At 63.8% G+C, this 25,827-nt stretch carries 27 protein-coding genes; 19 read left to right on the top strand and 8 right to left on the bottom strand.

Annotation, left to right across the window (positions count from 1 at the left end; translation table 11 throughout):
- Positions 1–66: 66 nt before the first annotated feature.
- From VK792_RS06900 to ureG, 14 genes are all read left to right on the top strand, one after another.
- On the top strand, positions 67–849 hold the full coding sequence (locus tag VK792_RS06900) for an urease accessory protein UreD (RefSeq protein WP_494337872.1): 783 nt from the start codon (positions 67–69) through the stop codon (positions 847–849).
- Between the two features lie 4 nt (positions 850–853).
- A complete protein-coding gene (locus VK792_RS06905; RefSeq protein WP_326296666.1) occupies positions 854–1,156 on the top strand; it encodes an urease subunit gamma in 303 nt (100 codons plus the stop codon).
- 45 nt (positions 1,157–1,201) lie between these two features.
- The gene (locus VK792_RS06910) at positions 1,202–1,777 is read left to right on the top strand and encodes a HupE/UreJ family protein (protein WP_326296668.1); all 576 of its coding nucleotides are present in this window, start codon (positions 1,202–1,204) and stop codon (positions 1,775–1,777) included.
- Positions 1,778–1,789: 12 nt separating this feature from the next.
- Positions 1,790–2,095, top strand: a complete 306-nt coding sequence (locus tag VK792_RS06915) for an urease subunit beta (RefSeq protein ID WP_326296787.1) — start codon at positions 1,790–1,792, stop codon at positions 2,093–2,095.
- A gap of 16 nt (positions 2,096–2,111) precedes the next feature.
- Complete coding sequence (locus VK792_RS06920) at positions 2,112–2,507, top strand: lysozyme inhibitor LprI family protein (protein ID WP_326296669.1); 396 nt, start codon at positions 2,112–2,114, stop codon at positions 2,505–2,507.
- 20 nt (positions 2,508–2,527) lie between these two features.
- Positions 2,528–2,866 carry a hypothetical protein gene (locus tag VK792_RS06925; protein ID WP_326296671.1) on the top strand — a complete coding sequence of 113 codons (339 nt, stop codon included), beginning with the start codon at positions 2,528–2,530 and terminating at the stop codon, positions 2,864–2,866.
- A gap of 6 nt (positions 2,867–2,872) precedes the next feature.
- Positions 2,873–3,283 (top strand): carboxymuconolactone decarboxylase family protein, encoded by a 411-nt coding sequence (locus VK792_RS06930; protein ID WP_326296672.1) that lies wholly within the window; start codon positions 2,873–2,875, stop codon positions 3,281–3,283.
- Positions 3,280–3,600 (top strand): hypothetical protein, encoded by a 321-nt coding sequence (locus VK792_RS06935; RefSeq protein WP_326296673.1) that lies wholly within the window; start codon positions 3,280–3,282, stop codon positions 3,598–3,600. Before VK792_RS06930 ends, VK792_RS06935 begins: the two co-directional genes overlap by 4 nt.
- A gap of 2 nt (positions 3,601–3,602) precedes the next feature.
- Entirely contained in the window at positions 3,603–5,312 is a 1,710-nt protein-coding gene (gene ureC, locus VK792_RS06940; RefSeq protein ID WP_326296674.1) for an urease subunit alpha, read from the top strand.
- A 159-nt stretch (positions 5,313–5,471) separates the two neighbouring features.
- Positions 5,472–6,032, top strand: coding sequence for a hypothetical protein (locus VK792_RS06945; RefSeq protein WP_326296675.1), 561 nt, complete (start codon positions 5,472–5,474; stop codon positions 6,030–6,032).
- A gap of 21 nt (positions 6,033–6,053) precedes the next feature.
- Positions 6,054–6,599, top strand: a complete 546-nt coding sequence (locus VK792_RS06950) for an urease accessory protein UreE (protein WP_326296676.1) — start codon at positions 6,054–6,056, stop codon at positions 6,597–6,599.
- Complete coding sequence (locus VK792_RS06955) at positions 6,589–7,224, top strand: urease accessory protein UreF (protein ID WP_326296677.1); 636 nt, start codon at positions 6,589–6,591, stop codon at positions 7,222–7,224. The genes VK792_RS06950 and VK792_RS06955 overlap by 11 nt, the downstream gene beginning before the upstream one ends.
- The gene (locus VK792_RS06960; RefSeq protein ID WP_326296678.1) at positions 7,221–7,640 is read left to right on the top strand and encodes a DUF3995 domain-containing protein; all 420 of its coding nucleotides are present in this window, start codon (positions 7,221–7,223) and stop codon (positions 7,638–7,640) included. The genes VK792_RS06955 and VK792_RS06960 overlap by 4 nt, the downstream gene beginning before the upstream one ends.
- Entirely contained in the window at positions 7,628–8,263 is a 636-nt protein-coding gene (gene ureG / locus VK792_RS06965; protein ID WP_326296680.1) for an urease accessory protein UreG, read from the top strand. Before VK792_RS06960 ends, ureG begins: the two co-directional genes overlap by 13 nt.
- A gap of 120 nt (positions 8,264–8,383) precedes the next feature.
- Here ureG and VK792_RS06970 read toward each other — a convergent pair whose 3' ends face one another.
- From VK792_RS06970 to proS, 7 genes are all read right to left on the bottom strand, one after another.
- Entirely contained in the window at positions 8,384–9,430 is a 1,047-nt protein-coding gene (locus VK792_RS06970; protein WP_326296681.1) for an ABC transporter ATP-binding protein, read from the bottom strand.
- On the bottom strand, positions 9,430–10,686 hold the full coding sequence (locus tag VK792_RS06975) for an MGH1-like glycoside hydrolase domain-containing protein (RefSeq protein WP_326296682.1): 1,257 nt from the start codon (positions 10,684–10,686) through the stop codon (positions 9,430–9,432). Before VK792_RS06975 ends, VK792_RS06970 begins: the two co-directional genes overlap by 1 nt.
- A gap of 3 nt (positions 10,687–10,689) precedes the next feature.
- Complete coding sequence (locus VK792_RS06980) at positions 10,690–11,892, bottom strand: carbohydrate ABC transporter permease (protein WP_326296683.1); 1,203 nt, start codon at positions 11,890–11,892, stop codon at positions 10,690–10,692.
- A 94-nt stretch (positions 11,893–11,986) separates the two neighbouring features.
- The gene (locus tag VK792_RS06985; RefSeq protein WP_326296684.1) at positions 11,987–13,219 is read right to left on the bottom strand and encodes a carbohydrate ABC transporter permease; all 1,233 of its coding nucleotides are present in this window, start codon (positions 13,217–13,219) and stop codon (positions 11,987–11,989) included.
- 119 nt (positions 13,220–13,338) lie between these two features.
- Positions 13,339–14,685: an ABC transporter substrate-binding protein gene (locus tag VK792_RS06990; protein ID WP_326296686.1), complete on the bottom strand. Its 1,347-nt coding sequence runs from the start codon at positions 14,683–14,685 to the stop codon at positions 13,339–13,341.
- Positions 14,661–15,809, bottom strand: a complete 1,149-nt coding sequence (locus tag VK792_RS06995; RefSeq protein ID WP_326296687.1) for a LacI family DNA-binding transcriptional regulator — start codon at positions 15,807–15,809, stop codon at positions 14,661–14,663. The genes VK792_RS06990 and VK792_RS06995 overlap by 25 nt, the downstream gene beginning before the upstream one ends.
- A gap of 286 nt (positions 15,810–16,095) precedes the next feature.
- The gene (gene proS, locus VK792_RS07000; protein ID WP_326296688.1) at positions 16,096–17,439 is read right to left on the bottom strand and encodes a proline--tRNA ligase; all 1,344 of its coding nucleotides are present in this window, start codon (positions 17,437–17,439) and stop codon (positions 16,096–16,098) included.
- A gap of 253 nt (positions 17,440–17,692) precedes the next feature.
- Between proS and VK792_RS07005 the strand changes: the two genes are divergently transcribed.
- From VK792_RS07005 to VK792_RS07025, 5 genes are all read left to right on the top strand, one after another.
- Positions 17,693–19,060 (top strand): FAD-dependent oxidoreductase, encoded by a 1,368-nt coding sequence (locus tag VK792_RS07005; protein WP_326296689.1) that lies wholly within the window; start codon positions 17,693–17,695, stop codon positions 19,058–19,060.
- A 100-nt stretch (positions 19,061–19,160) separates the two neighbouring features.
- Positions 19,161–20,231, top strand: a complete 1,071-nt coding sequence (locus tag VK792_RS07010) for an AI-2E family transporter (RefSeq protein WP_326296690.1) — start codon at positions 19,161–19,163, stop codon at positions 20,229–20,231.
- 1 nt (position 20,232) lies between these two features.
- Positions 20,233–20,928 carry a P-loop NTPase family protein gene (locus VK792_RS07015; protein ID WP_326296691.1) on the top strand — a complete coding sequence of 232 codons (696 nt, stop codon included), beginning with the start codon at positions 20,233–20,235 and terminating at the stop codon, positions 20,926–20,928.
- Between the two features lie 40 nt (positions 20,929–20,968).
- Positions 20,969–23,140: an RNA degradosome polyphosphate kinase gene (locus VK792_RS07020; protein WP_326296692.1), complete on the top strand. Its 2,172-nt coding sequence runs from the start codon at positions 20,969–20,971 to the stop codon at positions 23,138–23,140.
- Between the two features lie 88 nt (positions 23,141–23,228).
- Complete coding sequence (locus tag VK792_RS07025; protein ID WP_326296693.1) at positions 23,229–23,813, top strand: hypothetical protein; 585 nt, start codon at positions 23,229–23,231, stop codon at positions 23,811–23,813.
- 111 nt (positions 23,814–23,924) lie between these two features.
- Here VK792_RS07025 and VK792_RS07030 read toward each other — a convergent pair whose 3' ends face one another.
- Entirely contained in the window at positions 23,925–25,715 is a 1,791-nt protein-coding gene (locus VK792_RS07030; RefSeq protein ID WP_326296695.1) for a serine protease, read from the bottom strand.
- Between the last annotated feature and the right edge of the window lie 112 nt (positions 25,716–25,827).

A 25,827-nucleotide genomic window follows, 5' to 3' on the forward strand; every position in this document is an offset into this window, starting at 1 on the left:
GCAATTCTGGACTCGAGCTCCATACCCGCTGAACATGGCGCTTTCTCCTCCTCCCAGCCGCGCGCGGTGGGACGGGTTCGGGTCTCGGCCGGCCCTCGGGGGACGTCTACGTCGATTTCCCAGCTTCACATGTCAGGCTCGCTCAAGCTGTTGTTTCCGCGCACCTCGGGCGGCGCTTTGCAGGCGGTGTTGCTGAACACGGCGGGCGGGATCACCGGTGGCGACCGGTTCGAAATCGCGGCAGAGGCAGAGGCCGGGGCGCACCTGACCGTCACCACTCAGGCCGCCGAACGTATATATCGCGCCCAGCCCGGTGCCCCCGGCCATGTCCGCAGCACGTTACGGGTCGCGTCCAGGGCGCAACTTCACTGGCTGCCGCAAGAAACCATCCTGTTCGACGGCGCCGCGCTGGACCGCAGCTTGCGGATCGAGGCGGCAGGGGATGCGCGCGTTCTGGCCTGCGAAACGCTGGCCTTTGGTCGACTGGCGATGGGCGAACGGGTGAACAAGGTCTTCCTGCGCGATCGGCTGGATCTTGTTGTTGATGGCCAGCTTGCCTTTGCCGACAGGCTGCGGCTGGACGGCGACGCCGATGGGCAGTTGCAGCGGTTGGCGGTGGCGCAAGGGGCGATGGCAATGGCATCGGTGCTTTTGTCCGCGCCGGATGCCGCACGCCACGTTCCCGCGATCCGCGACATGCTTCCGGAAACCGGTGGTGCAAGTGCCATCACAAATGATCTGGTATTCGTCCGGCTTCTGGCCCACGATACCCTCAGTCTGCGGGGCGTGCTTGTTCCGCTGCTGGTGGCGCTTTCCGCCACGGACCTGCCAAGACCCTGGATGATCTGACCGCATGCAACTGACCCCAAGAGAAAAAGACAAGCTGCTGATTTCGATGGCTGCCGAGGTGGCGCGCAAGCGCCTGGCGCGCGGCGTAAAGCTGAACCACCCCGAGGCGATCGCCCTGATCACCGATGCCGTGGTCGAAGGCGCGCGCGATGGCCGTTCCGTGGCCGACATGATGGAAGCGGGCGCGCAGGTCGTGACCCGTTCGCAATGCATGGAAGGCGTGCCCGAGATGATCCACGAGGTTCAGGTCGAGGCTACCTTCCCCGACGGCACCAAGCTGGTGACCGTGCACAACCCGATCCGCTGACCGGGCGTTGCCCGGCATTTGTTTCAATAGAAGGACAAGAGCACGATGAAAAAGCTGTCATTCGCACTTCTTCCCACCGTTCTGACGGCAGGTCCTGCACTGGCCCATGTCGATCCGGCAACGCACGGGTCTCTTGCGGCCGGTATGACCCACCCGCTGATGGGCGCGGATCACCTGGCTGCGATGGTCTGTGTCGGCCTTTGGGCGGCGGTTATGGGCGGTCGTTCCATGCTGGCGCTGCCCGCGGCTTTTGTCGCGGCAATGGCCGTTGGTTTCGGTCTGGCACTGTTCGGCAGCGCCCTACCGCTGGTCGAGCCCGCGATCCTCGCGTCGATCATGGCGCTGGGCGTTCTGGTGGCCCTGTCGGTGCGGCTAAGCGCGGTCGCCGGTGCCGCGCTGGTGGCGGGTTTCGGCCTGTTTCACGGGTTTGCGCACGGGGCTGAATTGGGCGGTGCGGGCGCTTTGGGCTTTCTCGGCGGTTTTGTCGCGGCGACGGCGGCCTTGCATCTGGCCGGGGTCGGGCTTGGCCTTGTGCTGACGCGGGTTGCGCCCGGTCTTGCGCTGCGTACTGCCGGTGCCGGCGTTGCTGCCTTTGGTGCACTCCTGGCCGTTGCGGGCTGAGAGATGTCGGAAATGATCCCCGGAGAGGTCTTTCCAGCCGAAGGCGACCTGACCCTGAACGTCGGGCGCGAGACACTTACGCTGATGGTCGCCAATACCGGCGACCGTCCTGTTCAGGTCGGCAGCCACTATCACTTTGCCGAAACCAACCCGGCGCTGGAGTTCGACCGTGACGTGGCGCGCGGCAAGCGGCTGGACATTGCGTCGGGCACTGCCGTGCGGTTTGAACCCGGCCAGCGGCGCGAGGTGACCCTGATCGATATCGGCGGCAACCGGAAGATCTATGGATTTAACCAACAGGTGATGGGCGCACTTTGATCGTGCGGCGGGGAACATGGACCGAAGCTTGATCTTGTTGGCGCTGTTTTCGGCGTTCCCGGTCGGGGCGCAACAGATCGATTGTGCCAGTCCGATGACGCAATCCGGGATGACGATCTGTGCAGGTCGGGACTTCAAAACCGCCGACGCCGAACTGAATGCGACATGGCAACAGGCCGTCGCTGCGGCGCGTCAGATGGACCAATATCTGGAAGCCGGCGACGTGCCCGCCGAGACCACCCTGCGCGACGCGCAGCGCGCCTGGATCAGTTTCCGCGACAAGGCCTGCGAGGCAGAAGCCCTGAGCGTACGCGGCGGGTCCATGCACCCCCAGGTGGTCATGTTCTGCATGGAGCGCTTGACCCGCGCACGCACCGAAGACCTCAAAATCTTTTACGGCATGATCAACTGACCCGGAAAAGGAGACCGCCGATGTTGCCGATGACCTTACCGATTGACCTTGGAACCGTGTGGATGCGTGTGGCCGGACAGGTCTGGGTCAACCACCTGCATGTGGCCGACGTTGTGGCCCAGGCCGCGCTGCACCAACAGCGTGTTTTCCTTGGGCTGGCCCATCCTGACGGTGTGCGCCCCGAAAAGCCCGCACCGGCGCGCAGGCCTGTGCGCAAAGCGGCCACGAAACCCGCCGCCAAGCCCAAGGCCGCTGCGCCGCGCAAACCGGCGATCAGCACCGCGCAACCGGCCCCGACCCGCGCCCGTCGCACACCGTCGAAGCCGCCCGCGATGCCGGAAAAACTGTCAAAGGATTAAGACGTCATGGCCACGGTCACCCTAGTCAGCGACACTGATGCCTCGCCCGAGGTTCGGGCCGTTTTCGATGACATCCGCGCCACGCGCGGCACGGATTTCATCAACAATTTCTGGCGCGCGCTGGCCTGTGACCCCGCCACGCTTGCGGCGACATGGGCGCGGCTAAAGGTGATCATGGGGCCCGGTGCGCTGGACCCGCTGACCAAGGAAATGATCTATCTGGCGGTCTCGGCGGCCAATTCCTGCGAATACTGTTCGCATTCCCACACTGCCAGCGCGCGGGCCAAGGGGATGACGGATGCGATGTATGGCGAATTGCTGGCGGTCATCGGCATGGCCAGCCAGACCAACGCGCTGGCGAACGCCATGCAGGTGCCCGTAGACGCGGTTTTCAAGGCGCCGGAGGTCAAGGCATGATCGGCGCGGTCGTCACCTATACCTTGCCCGGTCCGATGCCCCGGGCAGAGCTGCTGGAACGCTTCGGCAAGACCGTCGATGTCTATCGCAGCGCGCCGGGGCTTTTGCGCAAGACCTATTGCTATGATGAAACCACGGGGCAAGGCACCAGCTTTTACCAGTTCGACAGCCTTGCCTCTGCCCAGGCGTTGCTCAATCCCGATTTCCAGAAGGGGTTTGCCGAACGTATGGGCGCGACGCCGGAAATCTATTTTACCGATACGCTGATGGTCGTGGACAACACGATCGACAGCGTATCCACCTACGAACAGGACTGACCATGCCCGCAAGGATTTCTCGCGCCGACTATGCCGCCATGTTCGGCCCCACCGTGGGCGACAAGCTGCGGCTGGCCGATACCGACCTGATCATCGAGGTCGAGCGCGACCTCACCACCTATGGCGAAGAGGTCAAGTTCGGCGGCGGCAAGGTGATCCGCGACGGCATGGGCCAGTCTCAGGCGACCCGGGCCGAAGGCGCAGTGGATACCGTCATCACCAATGCGCTGATCGTTGATCACAGCGGCATTCTGAAGGCCGACGTGGGTCTGAAGGACGGGCGCATCGTGGCCATCGGCAAGGCGGGCAACCCTGACACCCAGCCCGGCGTCGACATCATCGTCGGCCCGGGAACCGAGGCCATCGCGGGCGAGGGCAAGATCCTGACCGCGGGGGGCTTTGACAGCCACATCCACTATATCTGTCCGCAGCAGATCGAGGATGCGCTGCATTCGGGCCTGACCACCATGCTGGGCGGCGGCACCGGCCCGGCACATGGCACGCTGGCCACCACCTGCACCCCTGGACCCTGGCACATCGGGCGCATGTTGCAGGCAGCCGATGCCTTTCCGATGAACCTGGCCTTTGCCGGCAAGGGCAACGCGTCGCTGCCTGCCGCGCTGGTCGAACAGGTCAAAGCGGGCGCCTGCAGCCTGAAACTGCACGAGGACTGGGGCACCACACCCGCTGCGATCGACTGCTGCCTTTCCGTGGCCGATGACATGGACGTGCAGGTGATGATCCACACCGACACGCTGAACGAATCCGGCTTTGTGGAAAACACCGTGGCGGCCATGAAAGGCCGCACGATCCATGCTTTCCACACCGAAGGCGCGGGGGGTGGTCACGCCCCCGACATCATCAAGATCTGCGGGGAATCCTTCGTCCTGCCGTCCTCGACCAACCCCACGCGCCCCTTCACCGTGAACACGCTGGAAGAGCACCTGGACATGCTGATGGTCTGTCACCACCTTGACAAGTCCATCCCCGAGGACGTGGCCTTTGCCGAAAGCCGCATCCGCCGCGAAACCATCGCGGCCGAGGACATCCTGCACGACATGGGCGCGTTTTCGATCATCGCGTCGGACAGCCAGGCCATGGGCCGGGTGGGCGAGGTTATCATCCGCACCTGGCAAACCGCCGACAAGATGAAGAAGCAGCGCGGGCGCCTGCCCGAGGAAACCGGCGAGAACGACAATTACCGCGTCCGCCGCTATGTCGCGAAATACACGATCAACCCCGCCATCGCCCATGGGCTGAGCCACGAGATCGGCAGTATCGCGGTGGGCAAGCGCGCCGACCTGGTGCTGTGGAACCCGGCGTTCTTCGGCGTGAAGCCGGAAATGGTGCTGATCGGCGGCATGATCGCCATGGCGCAGATGGGCGACCCGAACGCGTCGATCCCGACGCCGCAACCGGTCTATACCCGCCCGATGTTCGGCGCTTATGGCCGCGCGGTCGAAAATTCCGCCGTGATCTTCGTGTCCGAGGCGGCACAGGCCGAAGGCGTCCGCGCCAACCTTGGGTTGGCCAAGGAGACCGTCGCGGTGAAAAACACCCGGGGCATCGGCAAGACGGACCTGATCCTGAACGACGCCATGCCCCATGTCGAAGTGAACCCCGAAACCTACGAGGTGCGCGCCGACGGAGAATTGCTGACCTGCCAACCGGCCGAGGTGCTGCCGATGGCGCAACGGTATTTCCTGTTCTAAGACGGCGCGGGCCGCGCCGGCTTTCACAAACCGCGACGTTGGCAAAGCCCGCTTGGCGCTGTCTCTTGTCACTTTGGCAGCCGTCGGTGTTATGGTCCTTTGAACGCGGTCATCATCGGGAGCCCAACAATGCGTGTTGCTTCTTTCCTTACTGCCGGCATGTTGGCATCACCGGCGCTTGCAGCCGACTGTCCGACCGTTGCGGACATGCCGCAGGGGGTGCTGTTCTCGATCGTGGGGGGCGACACCGACAGTTACCGCAGCGTCGCGCCGGGCGTGGTTGAATCGATCTATACCGCAACCGACGGTTTTGTCGTGCGCAGCATGCTGGGGCAAGGGACCTATCTTCTGGAACTTGTCGATCTGCTGGACGGAAGCCCCGCGATGGACACGCGCACGACCTACGGTTTCTCGATGAAGCCGACCGAGATGCCGGTTCCCGTGCCAAACGGTCGCTGGTCGGCAGAAGTCGTCATCCTGGAAGCCGGGGAACTGCGAAACGAGATTCAGAGCTACAGTTTCGGGGCGAAGACTGTGGTGACCATGGGCGCCTGTAGCTATGACATGATCCCGATCGAGATCCGCTATGGGCCGGACAACCAAACGCTGCTTGACGTGTTGCACTACCTGCCCGCGCTGGAACTGGCTTATTTCGCCGCCTCGTCTTACGACGGGACAGAAGACGTCTATGACTATTACAAGATCGAACGACTGCGCTGAGGGCGCGCGGAAAGGACCGAGATGAGCGACATACCGCACTGCCACCTGCTGCACCGGGCCGGAAGCTGGGAAGGCGCCGCTGAGTCCTGCCGTCTGACCTATGACGACCGGTTCCTGCGGCGCAAAGTGCTGCACACGGTTGGCGGTGCGCATTTCCTGTTGGACCTGGCCCATACCGAAAGCCTGGATCATGGCGATGCTCTGGAACTGACCGATGGCCGGCTGGTAGAGGTTGTCGCGGCAGAGGAGCCGTTGTTGCAGGTGACGGGTGCAGACCTGCCCCGCATCGCATGGCACATCGGCAACCGCCATACCCCCTGCCAGATCGAAGCCGGGCGCCTGTTGATCCAGCGCGACCACGTCATTCGAGACATGTTGCAACGCATCGGCGCAACGGTCACCGAAGTGACCGAGCCTTTCACCCCCGAAGGCGGTGCGTATGGCCATGGCCGCACGCACGGTCACGACCATTCCCACAGCTATGGACCGGACGGCCATGCCCGTGATCACGGGCATGACCATGGGCACCAGTCTCACGGGGATCACGCGCATTCGCATGACCACTGATCCTCACCTGACCCTTCACCAGTTGTTTTCCCCGGCTTTTCCGGTTGGGGCATTTGCGTATTCCCACGGCGCAGAGGCCGCGGTTCAGGCCGGGATGTTGCAGGATGCCGCCGGGGTCGAAACCTGGTTGCGTGATGTACTGGAACACGGCTCTGGCTGGTCCGATGCGGTTTTGTTGGCGCAAGCGGCGCAGGGCGGGGACCTGGCCGAGTTGGCCGCCTTGGCGCGGGCGTTGACCCCATCCGCCGAACGGCGGCTGGAGACAGAGAAACAGGGCGCGGCCTTTGCCGCCACGCTTCGGGATGTCTGGGGGGCGAACCTGCCCGACATGGCCTATCCACTGGTTTGTGGCAGGGCGGTGGCATTGCTGGACTTGCCCCTTGCCGATGCGCTGCGCCTGTACCTGCAAGCCTTTGCGGCCAATATCACGGCCGCTTGCGTGCGGCTGGTGCCCCTGGGGCAGACGGACGGGCAACGCATTACCCATGCGCTGGCGCCACTGTGCGTGGACCTTGCCGGTCGCGCGCAGCGCGCGGGGCTGGACGATATCGGGGGGTTCACGCCGATGGTCGATATCATGGGACAGCGTCACGGTGCGCTGTATTCGCGGATTTTCCGGTCATGACACTTGTCGCGCAGTTGGGGTTGAGCGGGGTGCTGATCGTGTTGTCGGCGCTGCACTTTTTGTGGGCGCTGGGCTGGTGGATGCCGGTCGCTGACGAAACCCGGCTGGCGCGCGCAGTTGTGGGGCGGCGCGGCATCACCAAGATGCCGGGGCCCGTGGCGTGTGCGACGGTGGCCATGGGCCTGTTTTTCGCAGCGCTGCTGCCGCACCTGGATTGGGTGCCGGGCAAGGCTGGCTGGGTGACCGGGCTGAGCACGCTATTCGTCCTGCGCGGGGGCATCGCCTGGCTGCCCGCGTGGCGGCGAGCCCTGCCGGAAGAGCCCTTCGCGACGCTGGATCGTTGGGTTTACGGGCCTCTGAGCCTGGGCCTTGGGGTTGGATTTGTGATCACAGGAGGAATCGAATGGCCTCGATAAACGGACCTTTGCGCGTCGGGCTGGGTGGCCCGGTGGGCGCGGGCAAGACCACGCTGACCGCGGCTCTGTGCCTGGCGCTGCGCGACCGGCTGTCGATGGCGGTGGTGACCAACGACATCTACACCCAGGAAGATGCCGAGGAACTGATGCGCCGCCAGGTGCTGCCGCTGGAGCGTATTCGCGGGGTTGAAACCGGCGGCTGCCCACACACCGCGATCCGCGAGGATGCCAGCATCAACCTGGCCGCCATCGCGGAACTGAACGCGGCCTTTCCCGATCTGGATCTGATCCTGATCGAGTCGGGCGGGGACAACCTGTCGGCCACTTTCAGCCCGGAACTGGCGGATGTGACGATCTACGTGATCGATGTGGCCGCGGGCGAGGAAATCCCGCGCAAGGGGGGGCCGGCGATCACGCGCTCGGACATTCTGGTGATCAACAAGACCGATCTGGCGCCTCATGTCGGGGCATCACTGGAGGTGATGGACCGCGACGCCGCCCGCATGCGGGCCGGGCGGCCCTATGTCTTTGCCGCGATCCGCAAGGGCGAGGGTGTGGATGAGATCGTCGATCTGCTGGCGCGGATTGGCGGGCTGCCGCTGGGACGGGCCGCGGCGGAATAGAGCGGTTTCGGATCGGGCATTGCCCGATCCGACCGAAGCGGCCGCGCACTGCGCGGCCGCATGGGGGCGCTGCCCCCATACCCCCGAGGTATTTGGAAAACCAAAGACGGGGCAAACAGGTCAGACCCTGAGCCCGTCCGTGCCAAAGAAATTGAGCGCGGTCGCTTCGAAGCCAAGCCCGACGCCATCGCCCGGATGCAGGTCGGTATCCCCGGTGATCCGTACGGTCAATTTGCCCAAGGCACCGCACTCGACCACGACGAAGCTGTCCGCCCCCAGGTATTCGACGATATCCACCGTGCCGTCGCATTGGCCGTGTCCCGGCGTGCCCAGCGTGATGTGTTCCGGACGGATGCCCAACTGGGTCGCCGGGGCGGTGACGGCACAGGTGCCGCCTCGCCCGCCGGGCAGGCTGTAGGTCTTGCCGGCGGTTTCGCAGGGCAACAGGTTCATCTTGGGGCTGCCGATAAACTGCGCCACAAAGGTGTTCGCAGGTCGTTCGTAAAGTTCGCGCGGGGTACCCACCTGGGCGATCTTGCCGAATTCCAGCACCACGATGCGATCCGCCAGCGTCATCGCCTCGACCTGGTCATGGGTCACGTAGATCATCGTGGATTTCAGGCTCTGGTGCAGCTTGGCGATCTCGTAGCGCATTTCGACCCGCAGGGCAGCGTCGAGGTTCGACAGCGGTTCGTCGAACAGGAACGCCGTCGGGTCGCGCACGATCGACCGCCCGATCGCGACGCGCTGGCGCTGGCCGCCCGACAGATCCTTTGGGCGCCGGTCAAGGTAGGGTTCGAGTTTCAGCACCGCGGCGGCGGCGTTCACCTTGGCGGCAATTTCGTCCTTGGGGGCGCCGGCGGTTTTCAGGGAAAACCCCATGTTGTCGCGCACCGACATATGCGGGTAGAGCGCATAGCTTTGGAAGACCATCGCCAGGCCGCGTTTCGACGGTGGTTCAGACGTGACGTCGCGCCCGTCGATGTCCAGCGTGCCGCGGCTGATGTCCTCCAGCCCGCCGATCATCCGCAAGAGCGTGGACTTGCCACAGCCAGAGGGGCCGACGAAGACAACGAATTCGCCATCGGCGATTTCAAGATCCACACCCTTGATGACCTGGATATCCCCGTACCATTTCTCGACCGCTTTCAGCGTGATCGCGCCCATCAGAACCTCCCCTTTGCATGTGGCGATGCCCAGGTCAGCCAGATCGCGGCGGTCCATGTGAAATGGTTCCCCCCCGCAGGCGCCCCGTCCACCGGGCTGAAATATTCGTAGAATCCATGCTCTGCGATCAGCTTTTGCGTGTTCTTGCGCAGTTTTTCGGCATGCACGATGTGCCCGGTTTCCGCCAGGCCGATCCCGATCAGGGAATTCATCATGCCCCAGCTTGGCCCGCGCCAGTACCGCAGCGGGTTGAAATGCGGATCCGACGGATCGTTCGATGGTACGCCAAAGGCGACCTCGGTCATGATCCGGTCGAGATGCGGCAACATTCGATCGTCGCGGATGCCTGCGAACCACACCAGGAAGGACGCGGAACTGAGCGAATTTGTGAACTTGCCGGTGCGCAGGTCGATCGAGTCGTAGTGCCCGCGCTCCGCGTTCCAGTGGTTTTCCACCCCGCGCTTCAGCATGGCGATCCAGCCTTCGATCTCTTCGACCTCGTGGTCGAGTTCGACGGCAATGTGCAACAGGTCCCGGCAGGCACGCAGGAACAGCAGGGTCATGCCCACATCCGCGACACGGAACGGGCCGTTCCTGGCGATCTCGACTTCGTTCCAGCCGGTGTCGCGACCGAACTGCACCATTGCAAGGTAACGGTCGTAGTCTTCCTTCTTCGGGCGCATCGACGGATCGACATGGCTGGTGTCGCGACGGGTGTATTCGCCCACCCCCGAGCCGTCGACGTTGGCCATCGCGTCGTCCCAGTCGACGGCATTGTCACGGCCGGATTCCCATGGGTGGGTGATCGCGACCATGCCGTCATGCAGACGGTATTTCACGAACCAGCGGTGCCAGCTGACCAGCCGGCCATACATCAGCTCCATATGGATGCGGCCATAGTGCTTGTCGGCTTCATAGACGGCACGCGCCATGGTCGCCGCGATCGGTGGCTGGGTGATCCCGGAGGTGTGCGGCACGCGCGGCACCCCCCAGACATCCGGCCCCGGAAAGTATCCGATACTTTGCTTGTGGAACACGATATGCGGAACCATGCCGTTGTCCCATTGCCCGGTGAACAAGGTTTCCAGCTCTGACCAGGCGCGGCGCACGTCATAGGTGGAAAACCCCCAGGCCGCAAAGGCGCTGTCCCAGTTCCACTGATAGGGGTAAAGGCCCTTGGTTGGCACCGTGTAAAGCCCACGGTCGTTCTCGCGCATGATCTTGCGCGCGCGTTTGTCGATCTTGTCGAAATTCATGGTCTATCCTTTGACGGAGCCTGCCGTCAGGCCCTTGGTCATGAACCGTTCCAGACCCAGGAACAGCGCCATGATCGGGACGGTTGCGATCACGGCGCCGGCCATCAGGTGCTGGCGCGGAATTTCAGAAGAGTTGAGGCTGGCGATCCCGCGGGTCAGGGTGAACTTGGACGGGTCGTCCAGCAGCATGAACGCCAGGAGGAACTCGTTCCAGGCGATCATGAACACGTACAGCGAAACAGAGGCCATGGCGGGCAGGGCCAGCGGAAGAGTGATCTTCCAGATCACCTGCAGCCGGTTCAGCCCGTCCATCAGCCCGGCTTCCTCGACCTCGGCCGGCAGGCCGCGGAAATACCCCTGCAACATGTAAAGCGACACCGGGATCGTGGTGACTGGATAGATCATCACGATCCCCAGAATCGAATTGCGCAGCCCGGTCATCGAAAACGCGATATAGATGGGCAGCGCCAGAACGATCATCGGCACCATGTAGATCAGCAGGATCGACCGCGAAAACGCCGCTCGCCCCCGAAACCGCAGCCGCGCGACCGCGTAGGCCCCCGGAACCGAGAACAGCAGCGTGACAAACACGGTGATGACCGAAATCACGAAACTGTTCAGCAGATAGGTGCCAAAGTTGAATTGCATGAACAGCTCTTCATAGCTGCGCAGCAACCCCCAGCCCTTGGACAGGTCCAGGCTGAAATCCAACGGGTTCTGGATCAATTCCGACTGGTTCTTCAGGCTGGTCATCACCATCACGTAGAACGGGATCAGGACGATGGCGGTGAAAAAGATATAGCCGAACCCGGTCAGGAACCGGATCACCGCTGCCTCGAATTCATGTCGGGTCAGCGCGCCGATGTGGCAATCCTCCAGGATCAGGATCATGCCAAGCGCCGCGAACCCGGCCACCGCCGCATGGCCGGTCAGGCCCGCCAGCAGCCCGACGTCACCGGTCTGCATCGGTCCGTATGCCAGCACCCCCAGGGCCAGCAACACCACAGCGCCACCGATCGCCCCCCGCCGGCCATAAAGCGTTGCCGTCCCAAGCAGTGCCCCCCAGGCCAGCGACAACAGCAGCGAGGGCCGGAAGGCCTCTCCCGTCACGAAGCTCATGGCAACCGCCACCGTCGTCGCGATGACAAAGGTCCAGAGTGCCCCCAGCACCGGTCCGGTCACGTATCCAAACCTCAGGGCCTGCATCACAACTCTCCCATCATCTTGCCGGAAATATCCCGGGGGGTGCGGGGGGCAGTGCCCCCCGCTTCGGTCGGTTGCCGCAGGCAAGCGAAACGGATCATAGCCCCTCCTCCTGGCTCATGAAGCGGAAGAAGAAGACCGAAAACACCAGCAAACAGCAGAAGATCACAACCGCCACCGCGGCCCCGGCACCGATGTTCGACACGGCAAACGCCTGTTCATAGACATTCACCGTCAGCGTCCGCGTCCCGGCATTGCCGCCGGTCAGCAGGAAGATGTCGTCGAACTTGTTGAAGGTCCAGATAAAGCGCAGCAGGAACAGCACGCTCAAGATCCCCAGCAGCTGCGGCATCGACAGGTACCAGAACTGCTGGAACGGGCTTGCGCCATCCATGTCGGCGGCCTCGTACATGTCGGTGTCGATCGACTGCATCCGCGCCAGGATGAACAGGAAGGACAGCGGGAAATAGCGCCAGATCTCGAATACCGTCACCATGATCAGCGCCAGCGGGCGCTCGCCGAAGAAATTGATCGCCTGCGTCGTCACCCCCATCTGCACCAGAAGCGCATTGGCCGAGCCGGAAAACGGATCGAACAGGATCAGCCAGGAAAACGCCACCGCGATGACCGGCGCGACGTAGGGAAACAGATAAAGCCCACGCAGGATGCCCTGGCCCTTGAACGACTTGTTCAGCAGCAACGCCGCAAACAGCCCCACCAGCAGCGCGCCCAGAGTCCCGAACACGGTGTAAAAAGTTGTGACTCCCAGTACGCCCCAGAATTCGCGACCATCAAAAATACGGGCAAAGTTCTGCAACGTGAATTCGCCGTTGGTCAGGATGTTGCTCGATGTGCCAGTGACCAAAGGTTCGCCATCCTCGGCGGCGGCCTCTGCGGTGTCTTCGTCGCCGGTGATGGTCACCGCGATTCGCAGCCGTTCGTTGTATCCGCCCGTGAGGGTGCCAATCTCGCACCGCAATTCTGCTCCGGACAGGGCGCAGACCTCGGGCAGATCGCCAAGAGTGATCATCGGCGGGATCGTGTCGGTAAAGGCGACGTCGGTGATGTCCTTGGTCTGTGACGAATTGCGCAGCCGGTACTCGATCCGCAAGCTGTCACCAGAACCCCGCAGGCTTTCGCTCAGGATGGCGCGGGGTGGGCGCAGGTCGGCCAGGCCCACCGGTTTGAAACTGATCCAGAAGATCGCCAGCAAGGGCAGGATGACCACCAGCGCGACGCTGATCAGCGTGGGCGCCAGCAGACCCCAGGCAAGGCGGGCTTCGCGCCGGGCCAGCGGCGGCGTGCCGGTGGGAGGAAGGGCAGATGTCATAACGTCAGGTCCCGGGCTTGCCCCGCCCGCGGGTCGTCGGAGGGCGGGGGTGGGAAGGGGAAGTCGGCTGCAAGATGCGAAGGACGGGGCGGCACCCGGGCCGCCCCGTCAAGGTCGCGTTACTGGATCTTCGACAACTCGTCGTTCATCTCGGCCACGGCACCGGGGCCGTCGATCTGACCGTCGATGTATTCACGCACGACTCGGTTGATCACCTGACTGTTGATCATCTTGGACGCCAGCCCAAGCTGGCCTTCCTTGACGCCCCAGCGCTGTGCCACGTCGAGGCCGCCGACGATTTCGTCGATCATGTCTTGCGCATAGAGTTCGCCCAGCGGCTTCTTGCGGTCGACACCCACCGGCAGTGTGGCCCAGAGGTTCTTGAACTTCTGCGGATCGCCCGCGGTGCCCGCGCGCACCGGGAACTTGCCTTCCGGCGCGATCGACAAGGTCTGACCGTAGCCTTCGTCCACGGAATACTTGACGAATTCCATCGCCGCGTCAGTGTTCGCGTCCGAGGTGATCCCGAAATAGCGGATATCGCCCCAGGCTGCGCCATCGGGGTTCGACGGGCCCGAGAATGTGGTCACGATCCCGGTTTTCGACGCCAGCTCTCCGCTGGTCGGATCGTCGTTGATGGTGGGCGGAGCGCTGTCACGCAGGCCGGCCAGTTCGTCCAGGATGAAAGGCGACCAGATGATCATCGCTGCGTTGCCCGAGAAGTACAGCTCGCGCGATTGCTTCCAGAACAGGTCCCCCGGAGGCGATGCCTTGGCGATGGCCTTGTAGAAGTCCAGCACCTCGATGGTCTTGGCTTCGTCCAGCGGCATGAAGCCATCGGGGCCGACCGGCGACACGCCATTGGCCAGGAACACATGTTCCAGCACCTGGCTCATGAAGTTTTCGTCGACCTTGGTGGCAGCGACAAACCCGAACATTTCCGGCGGGTTGTGCAGCTTTTCGATCGCGGCCAGAACGTTGGCATAGCTGGTCGGCGCGGCCAGACCTGCAGCGTCGAACAGGTCCTTGCGATAAACGATCATCTGGGTCCAGCCATCGACCGGAACCGATGCGGTATCGCCTTCATAGGCCGCCATGGCCAGCGCACCCGGGGCAAAAGTATCGGCGCCCAACTCCTCGATCACCTCGGTCGCGGCCTCGGTGTCCAGGATGCCTGCCTCGGCCCAGGGCAGGGCGTATTGCAGCGTGTGATAGATCACGTCGGGCAGGTCGCCTGCGGCGAAGGCTGCGGTGGCACGGGTGCCCAAATCGCTTTCGGTGACCGGGATGACCTCGACCGCGGTGCCGGTCTTGGCTTCGAAATCGGCGGCCATCTCCTGCTGCTTTGCCAGACGCTCGGGCTGTTCCTCGGTTGTCCAGAACCGGATCGTATCGGCGCTGACGCCGCCGGCCACAAGGGCCAGCGCCATCGCCGTACCTGTCAGCAGTTTTCGATTGAATGACATGTGGGGTTTCCTCCTGTTGGTATGGAATTGGCCCTGACGATGTCTGACAGTTGTTCTGAGGTCAGGGCAGGTTTGCCGTGCGAGCCCCGGTCAAGGAACGTCGCCTGGCCGATCTCGCGCAGCGCCTCGGGGGCTTCCCCCCGGATGCGGCGGATCAGTAGGTTCGCCAGCCGTTCTCCGGCGTGGCGGGTATCAACCGAAAAGGTCGAAAGCTGCGGGCGCATCAGTGCGCCTTCGGGAATGCCGTCATAGGAAATCACCGACAGGTCGCGACCGATGGTCAGCCCCAGGTCGTCGGCCACGGCCCAGGCGCCAAGCGCGGCGCGGTCGACGGCAAACAGGATCGCGGTAGGCGGCGTGTCCAGCGCCAGCAGAGCGCGCGTCGCCGCGACCCCCTCGGCCCGGTTCAGCGCGGCGGGGCGCACCAGTTCAGGCGCGGGTGGCAGGCCGCAGGCCTTCAGCCCCTCGCAATAGCCCGACAGACGCAACGCATTATACATGTAGGCCGCACCGCCCTGCACAAAGCCGATGCGGCGATGCCCAAGGGCGTGCAGCCGGCACACCGCATCTTTCATCGAATCTTCGCTGGCAATGTCGTACCAGGCGCATCCCTCGGGGTTCGATGTCCGTCCATACAGTACGAAAGGAATATTGGCCGCCCGCAGGAAATCCGCCCGCGCATCCTGTTGCCCGGTGCGCGGCAGGATGAACCCGTCCGCCTTGTTCTGATCGCAAAGGCCGCGCAGCAACGTCAGCTTGTCTTCGTCGCTTGAGGCGGTCGCCAGTGTCAGCGTCCAGTCGGCCCGCGACGCGGCGGCGGAAACGCCGGCCAGGAATTCGGCCAGGAACGGCCGGTGGCCGTCATGTTCGGAAACCTGCAGCACCAACCCGATCGACCGCACCCGCCCGGTGCGAATCGCCTGGGCGTGCGACAACGGGCGATACCCCATCGCGTCGGCCGCGCGTCGCACCCGCAGCCGGGTGGTTTCGGAAATGTCGGTATAGCCGTTCAGCGCCCGGCTGACCGTGCTTTTCGTCAGGTTCAGATGACCTGCAAGATCGTCGATCGTGACCCGCCGTTTACGCGGTGTCGGGCCGGTGGTCCCGGTCTTCGTAGGCGACATGATTGGCTCCCTTGCCTCTATAGGAAATACCGAAACCGGTTTCGGCAAGCGCTTTCTGAAACCGGTTTCGGAATTTTGTGCAAGGTATGGGCAAATATGGAAAATCAGCTTTTCCAGGTGGTTATGGCGAATAGCAGGCCTGTTTGCCCGCGGATCGGCCAACGCGGCCTTTGAAAACGCTTAAGGAATGGTCACTGAAGCCAAAGCCCCGGTGCCTTGCGGCGCCGGGGCTTTCGCGTTGTCCTGTGCCCCCGGGGGCAGCGCGGGGGCCGGGTCTTGCCCTGTGTCAGGCGCTCGCCTTGCCATAAATCGCCGCGATCCGCGCGATGGCGTGCTCCGGCGGCAGTTCCTCGCTCGCACCGGTGCGGCGGCTGGTCAGTTCGACCACCCCGTTCTTCAGCCCGCGCGGGCCAACGGTGATGCGCCAGGGCAAACCGATCAGGTCCATCGTCGCGAATTTCGCGCCAGCGCGTTCGGCGGTGTCGTCGTAAAGCGGCTCCAGTCCGATGGCGGTCAAGCTGGCGTAGATCGCCTGGCACGCCGTATCAGCCGCTTCGTCGCCCTGTTTCAGGTTGACCAGTCCGCAATGGAACGGCGTTACGCCTTCCGGCCAGATGATGCCCTTGTCATCGTGGCTGGCCTCGATGATCGCACCCAGCAGGCGGCTGACGCCGATGCCGTGGCTGCCCATGTGCACCGGTACCCGATTGCCGTCCGCATCGACGACGGTCGCGCCCATCGGTTCGGAATACTTGGTCCCGAAATAGAAGATCTGCCCCACCTCGATCCCGCGCGCCACGCGGCGGCGGTCTTCGGGGATCTCGTTGAACAGGGCTTCGTCGTGGGTTTCATCAGTGCGGGCATAGCGGCTGGTGAATTCCTCCAGGACCGCCTGGCATTGCTCGACAGAATCGTAATCGATCTGCCGGTCGCCGAACTTCAGATCGGTGATGGCGCTGTCATAGAAAACTTCGGATTCGCCGGTTTCCGCCAGCACTAGGAATTCATGGGTGTCATCGCCGCCGATCGGGCCGCTGTCGGCGCGCATCGGGATCGCCTGAAGCCCCATCCGTTCATACGTACGCAGATAGCTGACCAGATGCCGGTTGTAGGCATGCAGCGCCGCCTCTTTCGTCAGGTCGAAGTTGTACCCGTCCTTCATGTAGAATTCGCGCCCCCGCATCACGCCAAACCTGGGCCGGATTTCGTCGCGGAACTTCCACTGGATCTGGTACAACGTCAGCGGCAGGTCCTTGTAGCTGCCGACATGGCTGCGAAAGATGTCGGTGATCAGTTCCTCGGCGGTGGGGCTGAACAGCAGGTCGCGATCATGCCGGTCGGTGATGCGCAGCATTTCCTGACCGTAATCGTCATACCGCCCGGATTCGCGCCAAAGATCCGCCGACTGGATGGTGGGCATCAGCAGCGGAATGTGCCCGGCGCGGATCTGCTCCTCGTGGATGATGTCCTCGATCTTGCGCAGCACCTTGAAGCCCATCGGCAACCAGGAATATATCCCGGCGCTGGCTTGCTTGATCATGCCGGCGCGCAGCATGTAGCGGTGGCTGACGATCTGTGCCTCGGCGGGCGTCTCTTTCAGAACGGGCAGGAAATAGCGGGAAAGGCGCATCGGGCGTCCCTTGGCTGAAGTGAATGTGTCGACCTGCGGTTTACGTCGCAGATGCCCGACAAACAAGGGCTTCGAACTTTTCCGGTTCCTTCAATACCGTCCGGCCTACTTTCCTTCTTCTGGCCGAAAATATCCCGGAGAGCACGAGAGGCAGCGCCTCTCGTACGCGCGGTGCGCGCGTCCCCCCGCGACAGGTCTTGACGGACCCCGCCCCGCGCCCGCAGTCTCCGCCAGCGCGTGACAGGAGAGAGCCATGCCCGGAACCATCCACGAACCCGCCCGCGACATCCCCGTGGTGCATGAAACCGACGTGCTGGTCGTGGGCTCCGGCCCCGGCGGGCTGGCGGCGGCGCTGGCCGCGGCACGCGCTGGCGTGCAGGTCACGCTGCTGGAACGCTTCGGCTGTTTCGGCGGCAACATCACCGCCGTCGGCGTCGAAGGCTTCGCCTGGTATCGCCACGAACAGACGATCGAGGCGGGCGGCATCGGCCGTGAATTCGAGGACCGCGCCCACGCAATGGGCGCCGCCGTTCCCGAAAGCCAGTCGCTCAGCTACGAGCTTGACAGCGAAGGCTTCAAGCTGGTCGCCGACCGGCTGGTGGAAGAAGCCGGGATCATCCCGATGCTGCACCGCCAGTTCGTGGCCCCCATCCTCGACGGCGATGCGATCACCGGCGTGATCGTCGAATCCAAGGCCGGACGAGAGGCGATCCTGGCGCTTGTGGTGATCGACGCCACCGGCGATGCCGACGTGGCCCATCGCGCCGGGTGCCCGACCCATCTGACCCCGCGCGAACAGATGATGGCGGCCTCGGTCATGTTCCATCTGGCAGGGGTCGACAAGCGCGCCTTCATGGCAGGCATCCAGGCCGATCCGCAGACCTATGCCGACTGGGGCGGCGGCGGAGAATGGAACATCGAAACCACGGGGAAAGAGGACGCGATGTTTTCGCCGTTCCTGAAAAAGCCGTTCCAGCAGGCGATCAAGGACGGGCTGATCCCGCCCGATCTGACCACCATCGCCGGCACCTGGGGCGCGATGCATGACAGTGGCGAGCTGACCTATATGAACCTGATCCACCTCGACGGGATCGACGGCACCGACCCCGACAGCCTGACCCGGGGGGAAATCGAAGGCCGCCGTCAGGCCATGCTCGCGCTGGACGCGTTGCGGCGCTACACGCCCGGCTGTGCCGGTGCGCGGCTCAGGAATTTCGGCATGACGCTCGGCATCCGCGACACCCGCAAGATCGACGCCCAATACAACATGACCGAAACCGACGTGCGAGAGCAGGGACGGTTCGAGGATAGCATCGGGATCTATCCCGAATTCATCGACGGCTATGGCATCCTGATCCTGCCCACCACGGGGCGGTACATGCAACTGCCCTACCGGTCGATCCTGCCCAAGGGCGTCGCGAACCTGCTGATCGCCGGCCGGTCGTCAGGGGGGGATCGCATCGCCCATGCCGCGACGCGCAACATGAGTTGCTGCGCGGTGATGGGGCAGGGCGCGGGCGTCGCCGCCGCGCTGGCGGTCAAGGCGAAACGTGCGGTGGCCGAGGTCGACCTGACCGCGGTGCAGGGCGAGTTGATCCAGCAGGGGGTGCGCATTCACTGATCCTCTGTTCCCGCAGGGTCCGTGACCGCTCGCCAATTGCCCGGCAAACCCTTGAAAGCGCGCGCCGAAACGGCGACATAGGGGAAAACGAGGACCACGCATGGCACTTCCCGTCCGGGATCAGCTGAAATACTGGGGCATCGCCGCGGCGGTGTTCTCGATCGTGCTTTGGTATCTTGGGCAGGTGCTTTTGCCTTTTATCCTTGGCGGCGCGATTGCGTATTTCCTGGACCCGGTGGCAGACCGACTTGAACGAATGGGATTTTCGCGCGCCGCGGCGACAGCGCTGATCACCGTCGTGGCGATCCTGGTCTTTGTCATCATGGCGCTGCTTGTCGTGCCGACATTGATCCAGCAGACCATCAGCCTGTTCAACACGGCACCGCAGCTGTTCAAGCAGTTGCAGGCCTTTCTGGCCGAGAGATTCCCGTCGGTCATGGTCGAGGGCAGCGTGCTGCGGGAAAGCATCGTATCGCTGGGCGAAACCATCCGCAGCCGGGGGGGAGAGTTGCTGGACACGGTGCTGACCTCTGCCGCGTCGATCATCAACATCGTGATGCTGTTCGTGATCGTGCCGGTGGTGGCAGTCTACCTGCTGCTGGACTGGGATCGCATGGTGGCCCGGATCGATGATCTGCTGCCACGCGACCATGCTCCGATCATCCGCAAGTTGGCGTCAGACATTGACAACACGCTGGCCAGCTTCATTCGCGGCATGGGCACGGTCTGCCTGATCCTTGGCACGTATTACGCCGTGGCGCTGATGCTGGTCGGGCTGCAATTCGGTCTTGTCGTGGGCTTCATCGCCGGGCTGATCACCTTCATTCCCTACGTTGGCGCGTTGCTCGGCGGCGCGCTGGCCATCGGCCTTGGCCTGTTTCAGTTCTGGGGGGATTGGGTGTCGCTCGGTCTGGTCGCGGGCATTTTCATGCTGGGTCAGGTGCTCGAAGGCAACGTGCTGACACCAAACCTCGTCGGCTCCAGCGTCGGGTTGCACCCGGTGTGGCTGATCCTTGCGCTGTCGGTTTTCGGCACGTTGTTCGGCTTTGTCGGGATGCTGGTTGCGGTGCCGCTGGCAGCCGCGCTTGGTGTGTTGATCCGCTTTGCCCTCGGTCAATACCTTGGCAGCCGGTTGTATCGCGGGCTGATCGGCCAGGAAGAGCAGGACTGACATGACCACACAATACGGGCTGGACCTGCCAAGGCGCCTTGCGCTGGGGCGGGAAGATTTTTTTGTCACCGAAGCGAACGCATTGGCGTTAGCGCTGATAGACGGCTGGCGCAACTGGGCGGGCGGCAAACTTGCGCTGGTGGGCCCGCAAGGTGCAGGCAAGACCCATCTCGCCCATGTCTGGGCCAAGGACAGCGGCGCGCGTATCTTGCCCGCCCGCGACCTTGCCTTGGCCGATATCCCGGCGCTGGCCACCGGCCCGGTCTGCGTCGAAGACATTTCCGATATCGCAGGCCAGCCCGAGGCGGAAAACGCGCTGTTCCACCTGCACAACCTCGTGCTGGCAGAGCGCCACGCGCTGATGCTGACCGCGCACACCCCGCCGACCGACTGGGGGATCAGGCTGCCTGATCTGGCCAGCCGCATGATGGGCACGCAAGTGGCCCGGCTTGGCCCGCCCGACGACGCGCTGCTGAGTGCGGTGCTGGCGAAACTTTTTGCCGACCGGCACAGCGTGCCTGCCCCCGATGTCATCCCCTATCTTCTGCGCCACATGCCCAGGTCTTTCGCGGCTGCGGGGCAGGTGGTTGCCGAAATCGACCGCAGGGCCCTGGCCACGCGTGGGGGCGCCACCCGAGCCAAGGCGCGCGAGGCGCTGGCAGCCCTTGAGCTTTGCGAGGCTTCGGGCGACAATTGACTGTCACCATTTCGTTGCATCTCCAGATCATAAGCGCGCCATGACCCAAGCCGATTTCCTCAAGAGCCCGCTACCGCCCACAGTAGACCTGCCCGATTTCGACAAGGCCGGCCCGGCGCGTTTCTACAACCGCGAACTCAGTTGGTTGGGCTTCAACTGGCGCGTGCTGGAAGAGGCGGAGAACCCCCGCGTGCCGCTGCTGGAACGGCTGCGCTTTCTGTCGATTTCCTCCACCAACCTCGACGAGTTTTATACCGTGCGCGTGGCGGGTCTGCGCGAACTGGCAAATGCGGGCAATACCACCCCTGCCGCCGATGGGCTGAGCCCGGCGGAGCAGCTGACCCTGATCAACGAAGATGCCCGCAACCTGATGCAGACCCAGCAGCGCGTGCTGGTGGCGCTGCGTGACGAACTGGCCGAAGCCGGTATTCACGTACTGCAGCGGGATGCCTTGACCGAGGCGGACAAGGCCTATCTGGCCGAGGCGTTCCTTGAACAGGTCTTTCCGGTCTTGTCACCGCTGGCGATCGATCCGGCGCACCCGTTCCCGTTCATCGCCAACACCGGTTATTGCCTGGCGCTGCATCTGGACGGTGGGCGGGGCAAGCCGCTGCAGGCCTTGCTGCCGATCCCGGCTCAGGTCAACCGGTTCATGCCGCTGCCCGCGCCCGAAGGCCAACAGCGATTCCTGCCGCTGGAAGAACTGTTGCTGCTGCACATCGACAGCCTGTTCCCGGGCTATCGTGTCGCCGATCATTTCGAATTCCGCGTGTTGCGCGACAGCGACCTGGAAGTCGAGGAAGAGGCCGAGGATCTCGTCCGCGAATTCGAAGTGGCCCTGAAGCGCCGCCGCCGCGGCGAGGTGGTGCGCCTGACTGTATCTGCCGGGGCACCGGCCGCGCTCAAGCAGGTGGTGATGCGTGAACTGCATGTCACCGATGCCGAGGTGGTGGAACTGGACGGCATGGTCGGCGTGGCCGATCTGAAAGAACTGGTGCTGGACGAGCGGCCCGATCTGCTGTGGCCGTCCTTTACGCCGCGCGTGCCCGAACGCGTGCAGGACCATGACGGCGACATGTTCGCCGCGATCAAGTCCAAGGACATGCTGCTGCACCATCCGTACGAAACTTTCGACATGGTTGTCCGGTTCCTGAACCAGGCTGCCGCCGATCCGAACGTCGTCGCGATCAAGCAGACCCTGTACCGCACGTCCCGACATTCGCCCATTGTCGCGGCCTTGTGCGAAGCGGCCGAGGACGGCAAATCCGTCACCGCGCTGGTCGAACTCAAGGCGCGCTTCGACGAGGCCGCCAATATCCGCCAGTCGCGCCGGCTGGAACGGTCGGGGGCGCATGTCGTCTATGGCTTCCTCGACTGGAAGACCCACGCCAAGATCAGCCAGGTCGTGCGCCGCGAAGGCGACAAGCTGGTGACCTATACCCATTGGGGCACCGGCAACTACCACCCGATCACCGCCAAGATCTATACCGACCTGTCGTTCTTTACCTGTGACGCGGCATTGGGGCGCGACGCGGCCAAGGTGTTCAACTACTTGTCAGGCTATGCCAAGCCCGCGCAGCTGGAAAACTTGTCGATCTCTCCGCATTCGCTGAAATCCCACATGCTCGACATGATCGCGGCAGAGGCGGAACACGCCCGCAACGGCACGCCGGCACAGATCTGGATCAAGATGAATTCGCTGATCGAACCCGACATGATCGATGCGCTTTATGCCGCCAGCCAGGCCGGGGTGAAGATCGACATGGTGATCCGCGGCATCTGCGGGCTGCGCCCCGGGATCAAGGGGCTCAGCGACAACATTCGCGTCAAGTCCATCGTCGGGCGGTTCCTGGAACATTCGCGCATCGCCTGTTTCGGCAATGGCGCGGCGCTGCCCAACGACGGGGCCAAGGTGTTTATCTCGTCTGCTGACTGGATGGGGCGCAACCTGAACCGCAGGATCGAAACGCTGGTGGAAATCAAGAACCCCACCGTCAAGGCACAGATCGTCAGCCAGATCATGGCGGCGAATTTCGCAGATACCGCCCAAAGCTGGATCATGGGGCCGGATGGCAAATTTACCCGCGAACAGGTTCCCGAGGGCAGGTCCGCGTTCAATTGTCACCGGTTTTTCATGGAAAACCCGTCGCTGTCGGGGCGCGGCTCTGCCGGCGCGGCGGATGTGCCGAAACTCGCGCACAAGGGCGACTGACGCCTGACCTCACATCCGTGTGTAGCCTTGTATCGCTGTCCAGGTTTTTGTGCCAAAAGGACGGACACGCATGGACGGAGGTCAGAACATGCCAGGTTTTATGGAATCGCGGACTGTCGGCGCGGTGGTGCTCGCTTTCGGATTGCTGACGGGGGGCGCCGCGCTGGCTCAGGGAATGGGGCATGGTGGCGGCATGGGTCACATGCACGGTGCCGACGGCACCGGCCACGACGAGGTCAACATGCCAGGCCTGCGCGGTCTTGACGCCACACCCGAAGAAAGCCTGGAACTGCAAGTGATGTTCCGAAACTTTCCGCTGATCGACCGCCGGGTCGAAAACTTGCCCAATGGCATCCGCACCGTCACCGTCGCCCACGACGACGATGTCATGGCGGCGCTGGTCAGCCACGTGACCGGCATGATCACCCGGGTCGAAGAGGCGCGCGACCCCAAGATTTTCATCCAGAGCCCGACCCTCGACATTTTCTTCGAACGCGGTGACCGGATCCAGACAGAGATCGAAATCACCGACGAGGGCATTGTCGTGGTGCAAACCTCCGATGACCCCGAACTGGTCGAGGCGATGCACGTGCACGCCGCAGAGGTCACGGACATGGCCAACCGCGGCATGCAGGCGGTCCATGAAATGATGATGCAGCGCGCCGGGAACTAAGCGCCCCGCTGCGCCTTCTTCTGGCGAAAAATATCCCGGGGAGTGTGAGGGGCTGGCCCCTCACGCCACGACAGGGGCGCAACGCCGGTCAAGAGCGTCGCGCGGCCCGCGTCATTCCCAGCAACTGACCAGAACGGTCATCGCGGTGGCCATGTTGGTCAAGTCCTCGGGCGCCATGGCACCCGTGGCGCGACTGGTCTGCACAGACACGCCCGCCTGTCTCAGCACCGCGCGAAGGCTGGACACGTCGGCGGCAAAGCCCACCTCGGCCGGCAGCACCCGGGTGCCACTTTCCTTGGGCAGCAGCATCCCCATCACCGCTCCGGCAGCATCGAACACGGGCCCGCCGCTGTCCCCCGGCAGGGCAGATATTTCCAGCCGGTCGACGCCGTCCTCACCGTTCAGACCGCGCAGGTCCGACAATGTGCCAAAGGTCATGGTCGGGGCGGGCAGGGTGCCTTCGAAGGAATACCCCGACACCGCGATTTCCGATTGCAGGCGCGGCGCGCCATTGGCCAGGGCTGCCACCTGCATCGGTGCCAGAGTCCCCGTCGGGCGCAAAACGGCAATGCCGCTGGCGGTGTCGGCTGCGGCAACCGTGGCGTCATACTGGCCATCCAGCGTGATGCGGCTACAGCCTTGAACCGCCTCGGTTGTGGTCACGACGCTGCCCGAGGTGTCGACATAAAAGCCCGACCGCGACACTTTCGGGGTGCGGATGCGCAGCCCCGACACCAGGTCTACGGTCTGGTCTGTGCCGGTCACGGCGCCCGGGTCCAGAACGCCCGCGATGGATTCGAAGCTGTCCTGCATCAGTGCCAGGATACGGGTGCGGCGTTCTTCGTCACCTTGCGGCCAGATCAGGGTGAACCCCTTGATTTGACCGTCTTTCAGAACGGTTTCGGTGTGCGACACGATTCGGTTGTTCGCCCCTTCCAGCAAAAAGCCGGTGCGGGTGCGTTCCCGGTCGCCCTCCAGCGGGACGATTTCCAGCGTCTGCATGATTTCGTACAGACCATAAAGCGTACTCTGGTCGCCGGGCTGGCTGATCAGCAGGACACGCGCGCCGATGTCGTTGGTCGATGCGTAATGGACAAAGGGCGCTTCGTACTTGTCAAAGCGCACCACGCCCATGGGCAATTGCATCCGGATGCCCGCGCGCGTTTCGGTTACGGTCTGCATGCCCATGCCGTCCAGTACAGCATTGTACTGGCGCAGCAATTCGGCGCGCTGCATCGTGGTCAGGATGCCGGTGGCTTCGAACCCGTTGGCGTCTTGCCAGGCGCTCATCGAGCCGCGGGTCCCACGGCCAAAGGCACCGTCGATGGCGGAATTGTAATAGCCGGCCCATCGCAGCGCGATCTGCAGTTCCATCCGTTCCTCGCGCGACAGGCGCGCCTCGGAGGCGCGGGCCTCGCGCGGGGTTTCGTCGATCACGGGGGCAGGTGCGGGGGCAGGCACGGGGGCAGGCGCCGGAACCGGTTGCGCCTGTTGCGTCTGTGGCGCGGGCGCGGGCGCGGGGGCCGGCGCCGGAGTTGGCACCGGCAGCGGTGCCGGGGTCACTGGGGCGGCAATGCTGGCGCCCACGGGCCAGAACTGGCTTTCGTATTCTTCCGATCCGGCGACATAGCTGTCCGACGGGATGCGCCCCTCGGCCCTGAGCTGGCGCAGCAGCGCCTCGGCATCGGCGCGGGTATAGGGGCCCAGCGCGATCCCGTACCAGCCCGCGCCCAGCGAAAAGCCGTTCACGTTGCTGAGCGCCCCGGCATAGTCGCGCACGCGTTGTTCTGCGCGCGCAAGGCTCGGCTGAGCCTCGATCTGGATGAAAGTCATGTCCTGGGCCACGGCGGTTTGCGCGAAAATGAACGCGGCCGCGACCAGCGGGAAAACACGTTTGGTCATGTGAAGAAGTGCCCTTGCCCTGTCTCTTTGATGTTTTGTCACAAGGCTTTTACCAAATGTGCAAAGGCGTGCACCTCAAATTATGGTCAGCCGGTCAATTGACCCTTGGACC

Source organism: Mesobacterium hydrothermale, from assembly GCF_035818635.1.
In the GTDB taxonomy this organism is placed as follows: domain Bacteria; phylum Pseudomonadota; class Alphaproteobacteria; order Rhodobacterales; family Rhodobacteraceae; genus Mesobacterium_A; species Mesobacterium_A hydrothermale.

Bases quoted from the DNA above. Each gene is read 5' to 3' on its own strand.
- VK792_RS07005 (WP_326296689.1), top strand. From the start codon at position 17,693: ATGCCCGGAACCATCCACGAACCCGCCCGCGACATCCCCGTGGTGCAT.
- VK792_RS06990 (WP_326296686.1), bottom strand. From the start codon at position 14,685: ATGTCATTCAATCGAAAACTGCTGACAGGTACGGCGATGGCGCTGGCC.
- VK792_RS06910 (WP_326296668.1), top strand. From the start codon at position 1,202: ATGAAAAAGCTGTCATTCGCACTTCTTCCCACCGTTCTGACGGCAGGT.
- VK792_RS07015 (WP_326296691.1), top strand. From the start codon at position 20,233: ATGACCACACAATACGGGCTGGACCTGCCAAGGCGCCTTGCGCTGGGG.
- VK792_RS06995 (WP_326296687.1), bottom strand. From the start codon at position 15,809: ATGTCGCCTACGAAGACCGGGACCACCGGCCCGACACCGCGTAAACGG.
- VK792_RS06955 (WP_326296677.1), top strand. From the start codon at position 6,589: ATGACCACTGATCCTCACCTGACCCTTCACCAGTTGTTTTCCCCGGCT.
- proS (WP_326296688.1), bottom strand. From the start codon at position 17,439: ATGCGCCTTTCCCGCTATTTCCTGCCCGTTCTGAAAGAGACGCCCGCC.
- VK792_RS06975 (WP_326296682.1), bottom strand. From the start codon at position 10,686: ATGAATTTCGACAAGATCGACAAACGCGCGCGCAAGATCATGCGCGAG.
- VK792_RS06915 (WP_326296787.1), top strand. From the start codon at position 1,790: ATGATCCCCGGAGAGGTCTTTCCAGCCGAAGGCGACCTGACCCTGAAC.
- VK792_RS06945 (WP_326296675.1), top strand. From the start codon at position 5,472: ATGTTGGCATCACCGGCGCTTGCAGCCGACTGTCCGACCGTTGCGGAC.
- VK792_RS06980 (WP_326296683.1), bottom strand. From the start codon at position 11,892: ATGCAGGCCCTGAGGTTTGGATACGTGACCGGACCGGTGCTGGGGGCA.
- VK792_RS06950 (WP_326296676.1), top strand. From the start codon at position 6,054: ATGAGCGACATACCGCACTGCCACCTGCTGCACCGGGCCGGAAGCTGG.
- VK792_RS07010 (WP_326296690.1), top strand. From the start codon at position 19,161: ATGGCACTTCCCGTCCGGGATCAGCTGAAATACTGGGGCATCGCCGCG.
- VK792_RS06985 (WP_326296684.1), bottom strand. From the start codon at position 13,219: ATGACATCTGCCCTTCCTCCCACCGGCACGCCGCCGCTGGCCCGGCGC.
- VK792_RS07020 (WP_326296692.1), top strand. From the start codon at position 20,969: ATGACCCAAGCCGATTTCCTCAAGAGCCCGCTACCGCCCACAGTAGAC.
- VK792_RS06905 (WP_326296666.1), top strand. From the start codon at position 854: ATGCAACTGACCCCAAGAGAAAAAGACAAGCTGCTGATTTCGATGGCT.
- VK792_RS07030 (WP_326296695.1), bottom strand. From the start codon at position 25,715: ATGACCAAACGTGTTTTCCCGCTGGTCGCGGCCGCGTTCATTTTCGCG.
- VK792_RS06935 (WP_326296673.1), top strand. From the start codon at position 3,280: ATGATCGGCGCGGTCGTCACCTATACCTTGCCCGGTCCGATGCCCCGG.
- VK792_RS06970 (WP_326296681.1), bottom strand. From the start codon at position 9,430: ATGGGCGCGATCACGCTGAAAGCGGTCGAGAAATGGTACGGGGATATC.
- ureC (WP_326296674.1), top strand. From the start codon at position 3,603: ATGCCCGCAAGGATTTCTCGCGCCGACTATGCCGCCATGTTCGGCCCC.
- VK792_RS06925 (WP_326296671.1), top strand. From the start codon at position 2,528: ATGTTGCCGATGACCTTACCGATTGACCTTGGAACCGTGTGGATGCGT.
- VK792_RS06960 (WP_326296678.1), top strand. From the start codon at position 7,221: ATGACACTTGTCGCGCAGTTGGGGTTGAGCGGGGTGCTGATCGTGTTG.
- VK792_RS07025 (WP_326296693.1), top strand. From the start codon at position 23,229: ATGCCAGGTTTTATGGAATCGCGGACTGTCGGCGCGGTGGTGCTCGCT.
- ureG (WP_326296680.1), top strand. From the start codon at position 7,628: ATGGCCTCGATAAACGGACCTTTGCGCGTCGGGCTGGGTGGCCCGGTG.
- VK792_RS06930 (WP_326296672.1), top strand. From the start codon at position 2,873: ATGGCCACGGTCACCCTAGTCAGCGACACTGATGCCTCGCCCGAGGTT.
- VK792_RS06920 (WP_326296669.1), top strand. From the start codon at position 2,112: ATGGACCGAAGCTTGATCTTGTTGGCGCTGTTTTCGGCGTTCCCGGTC.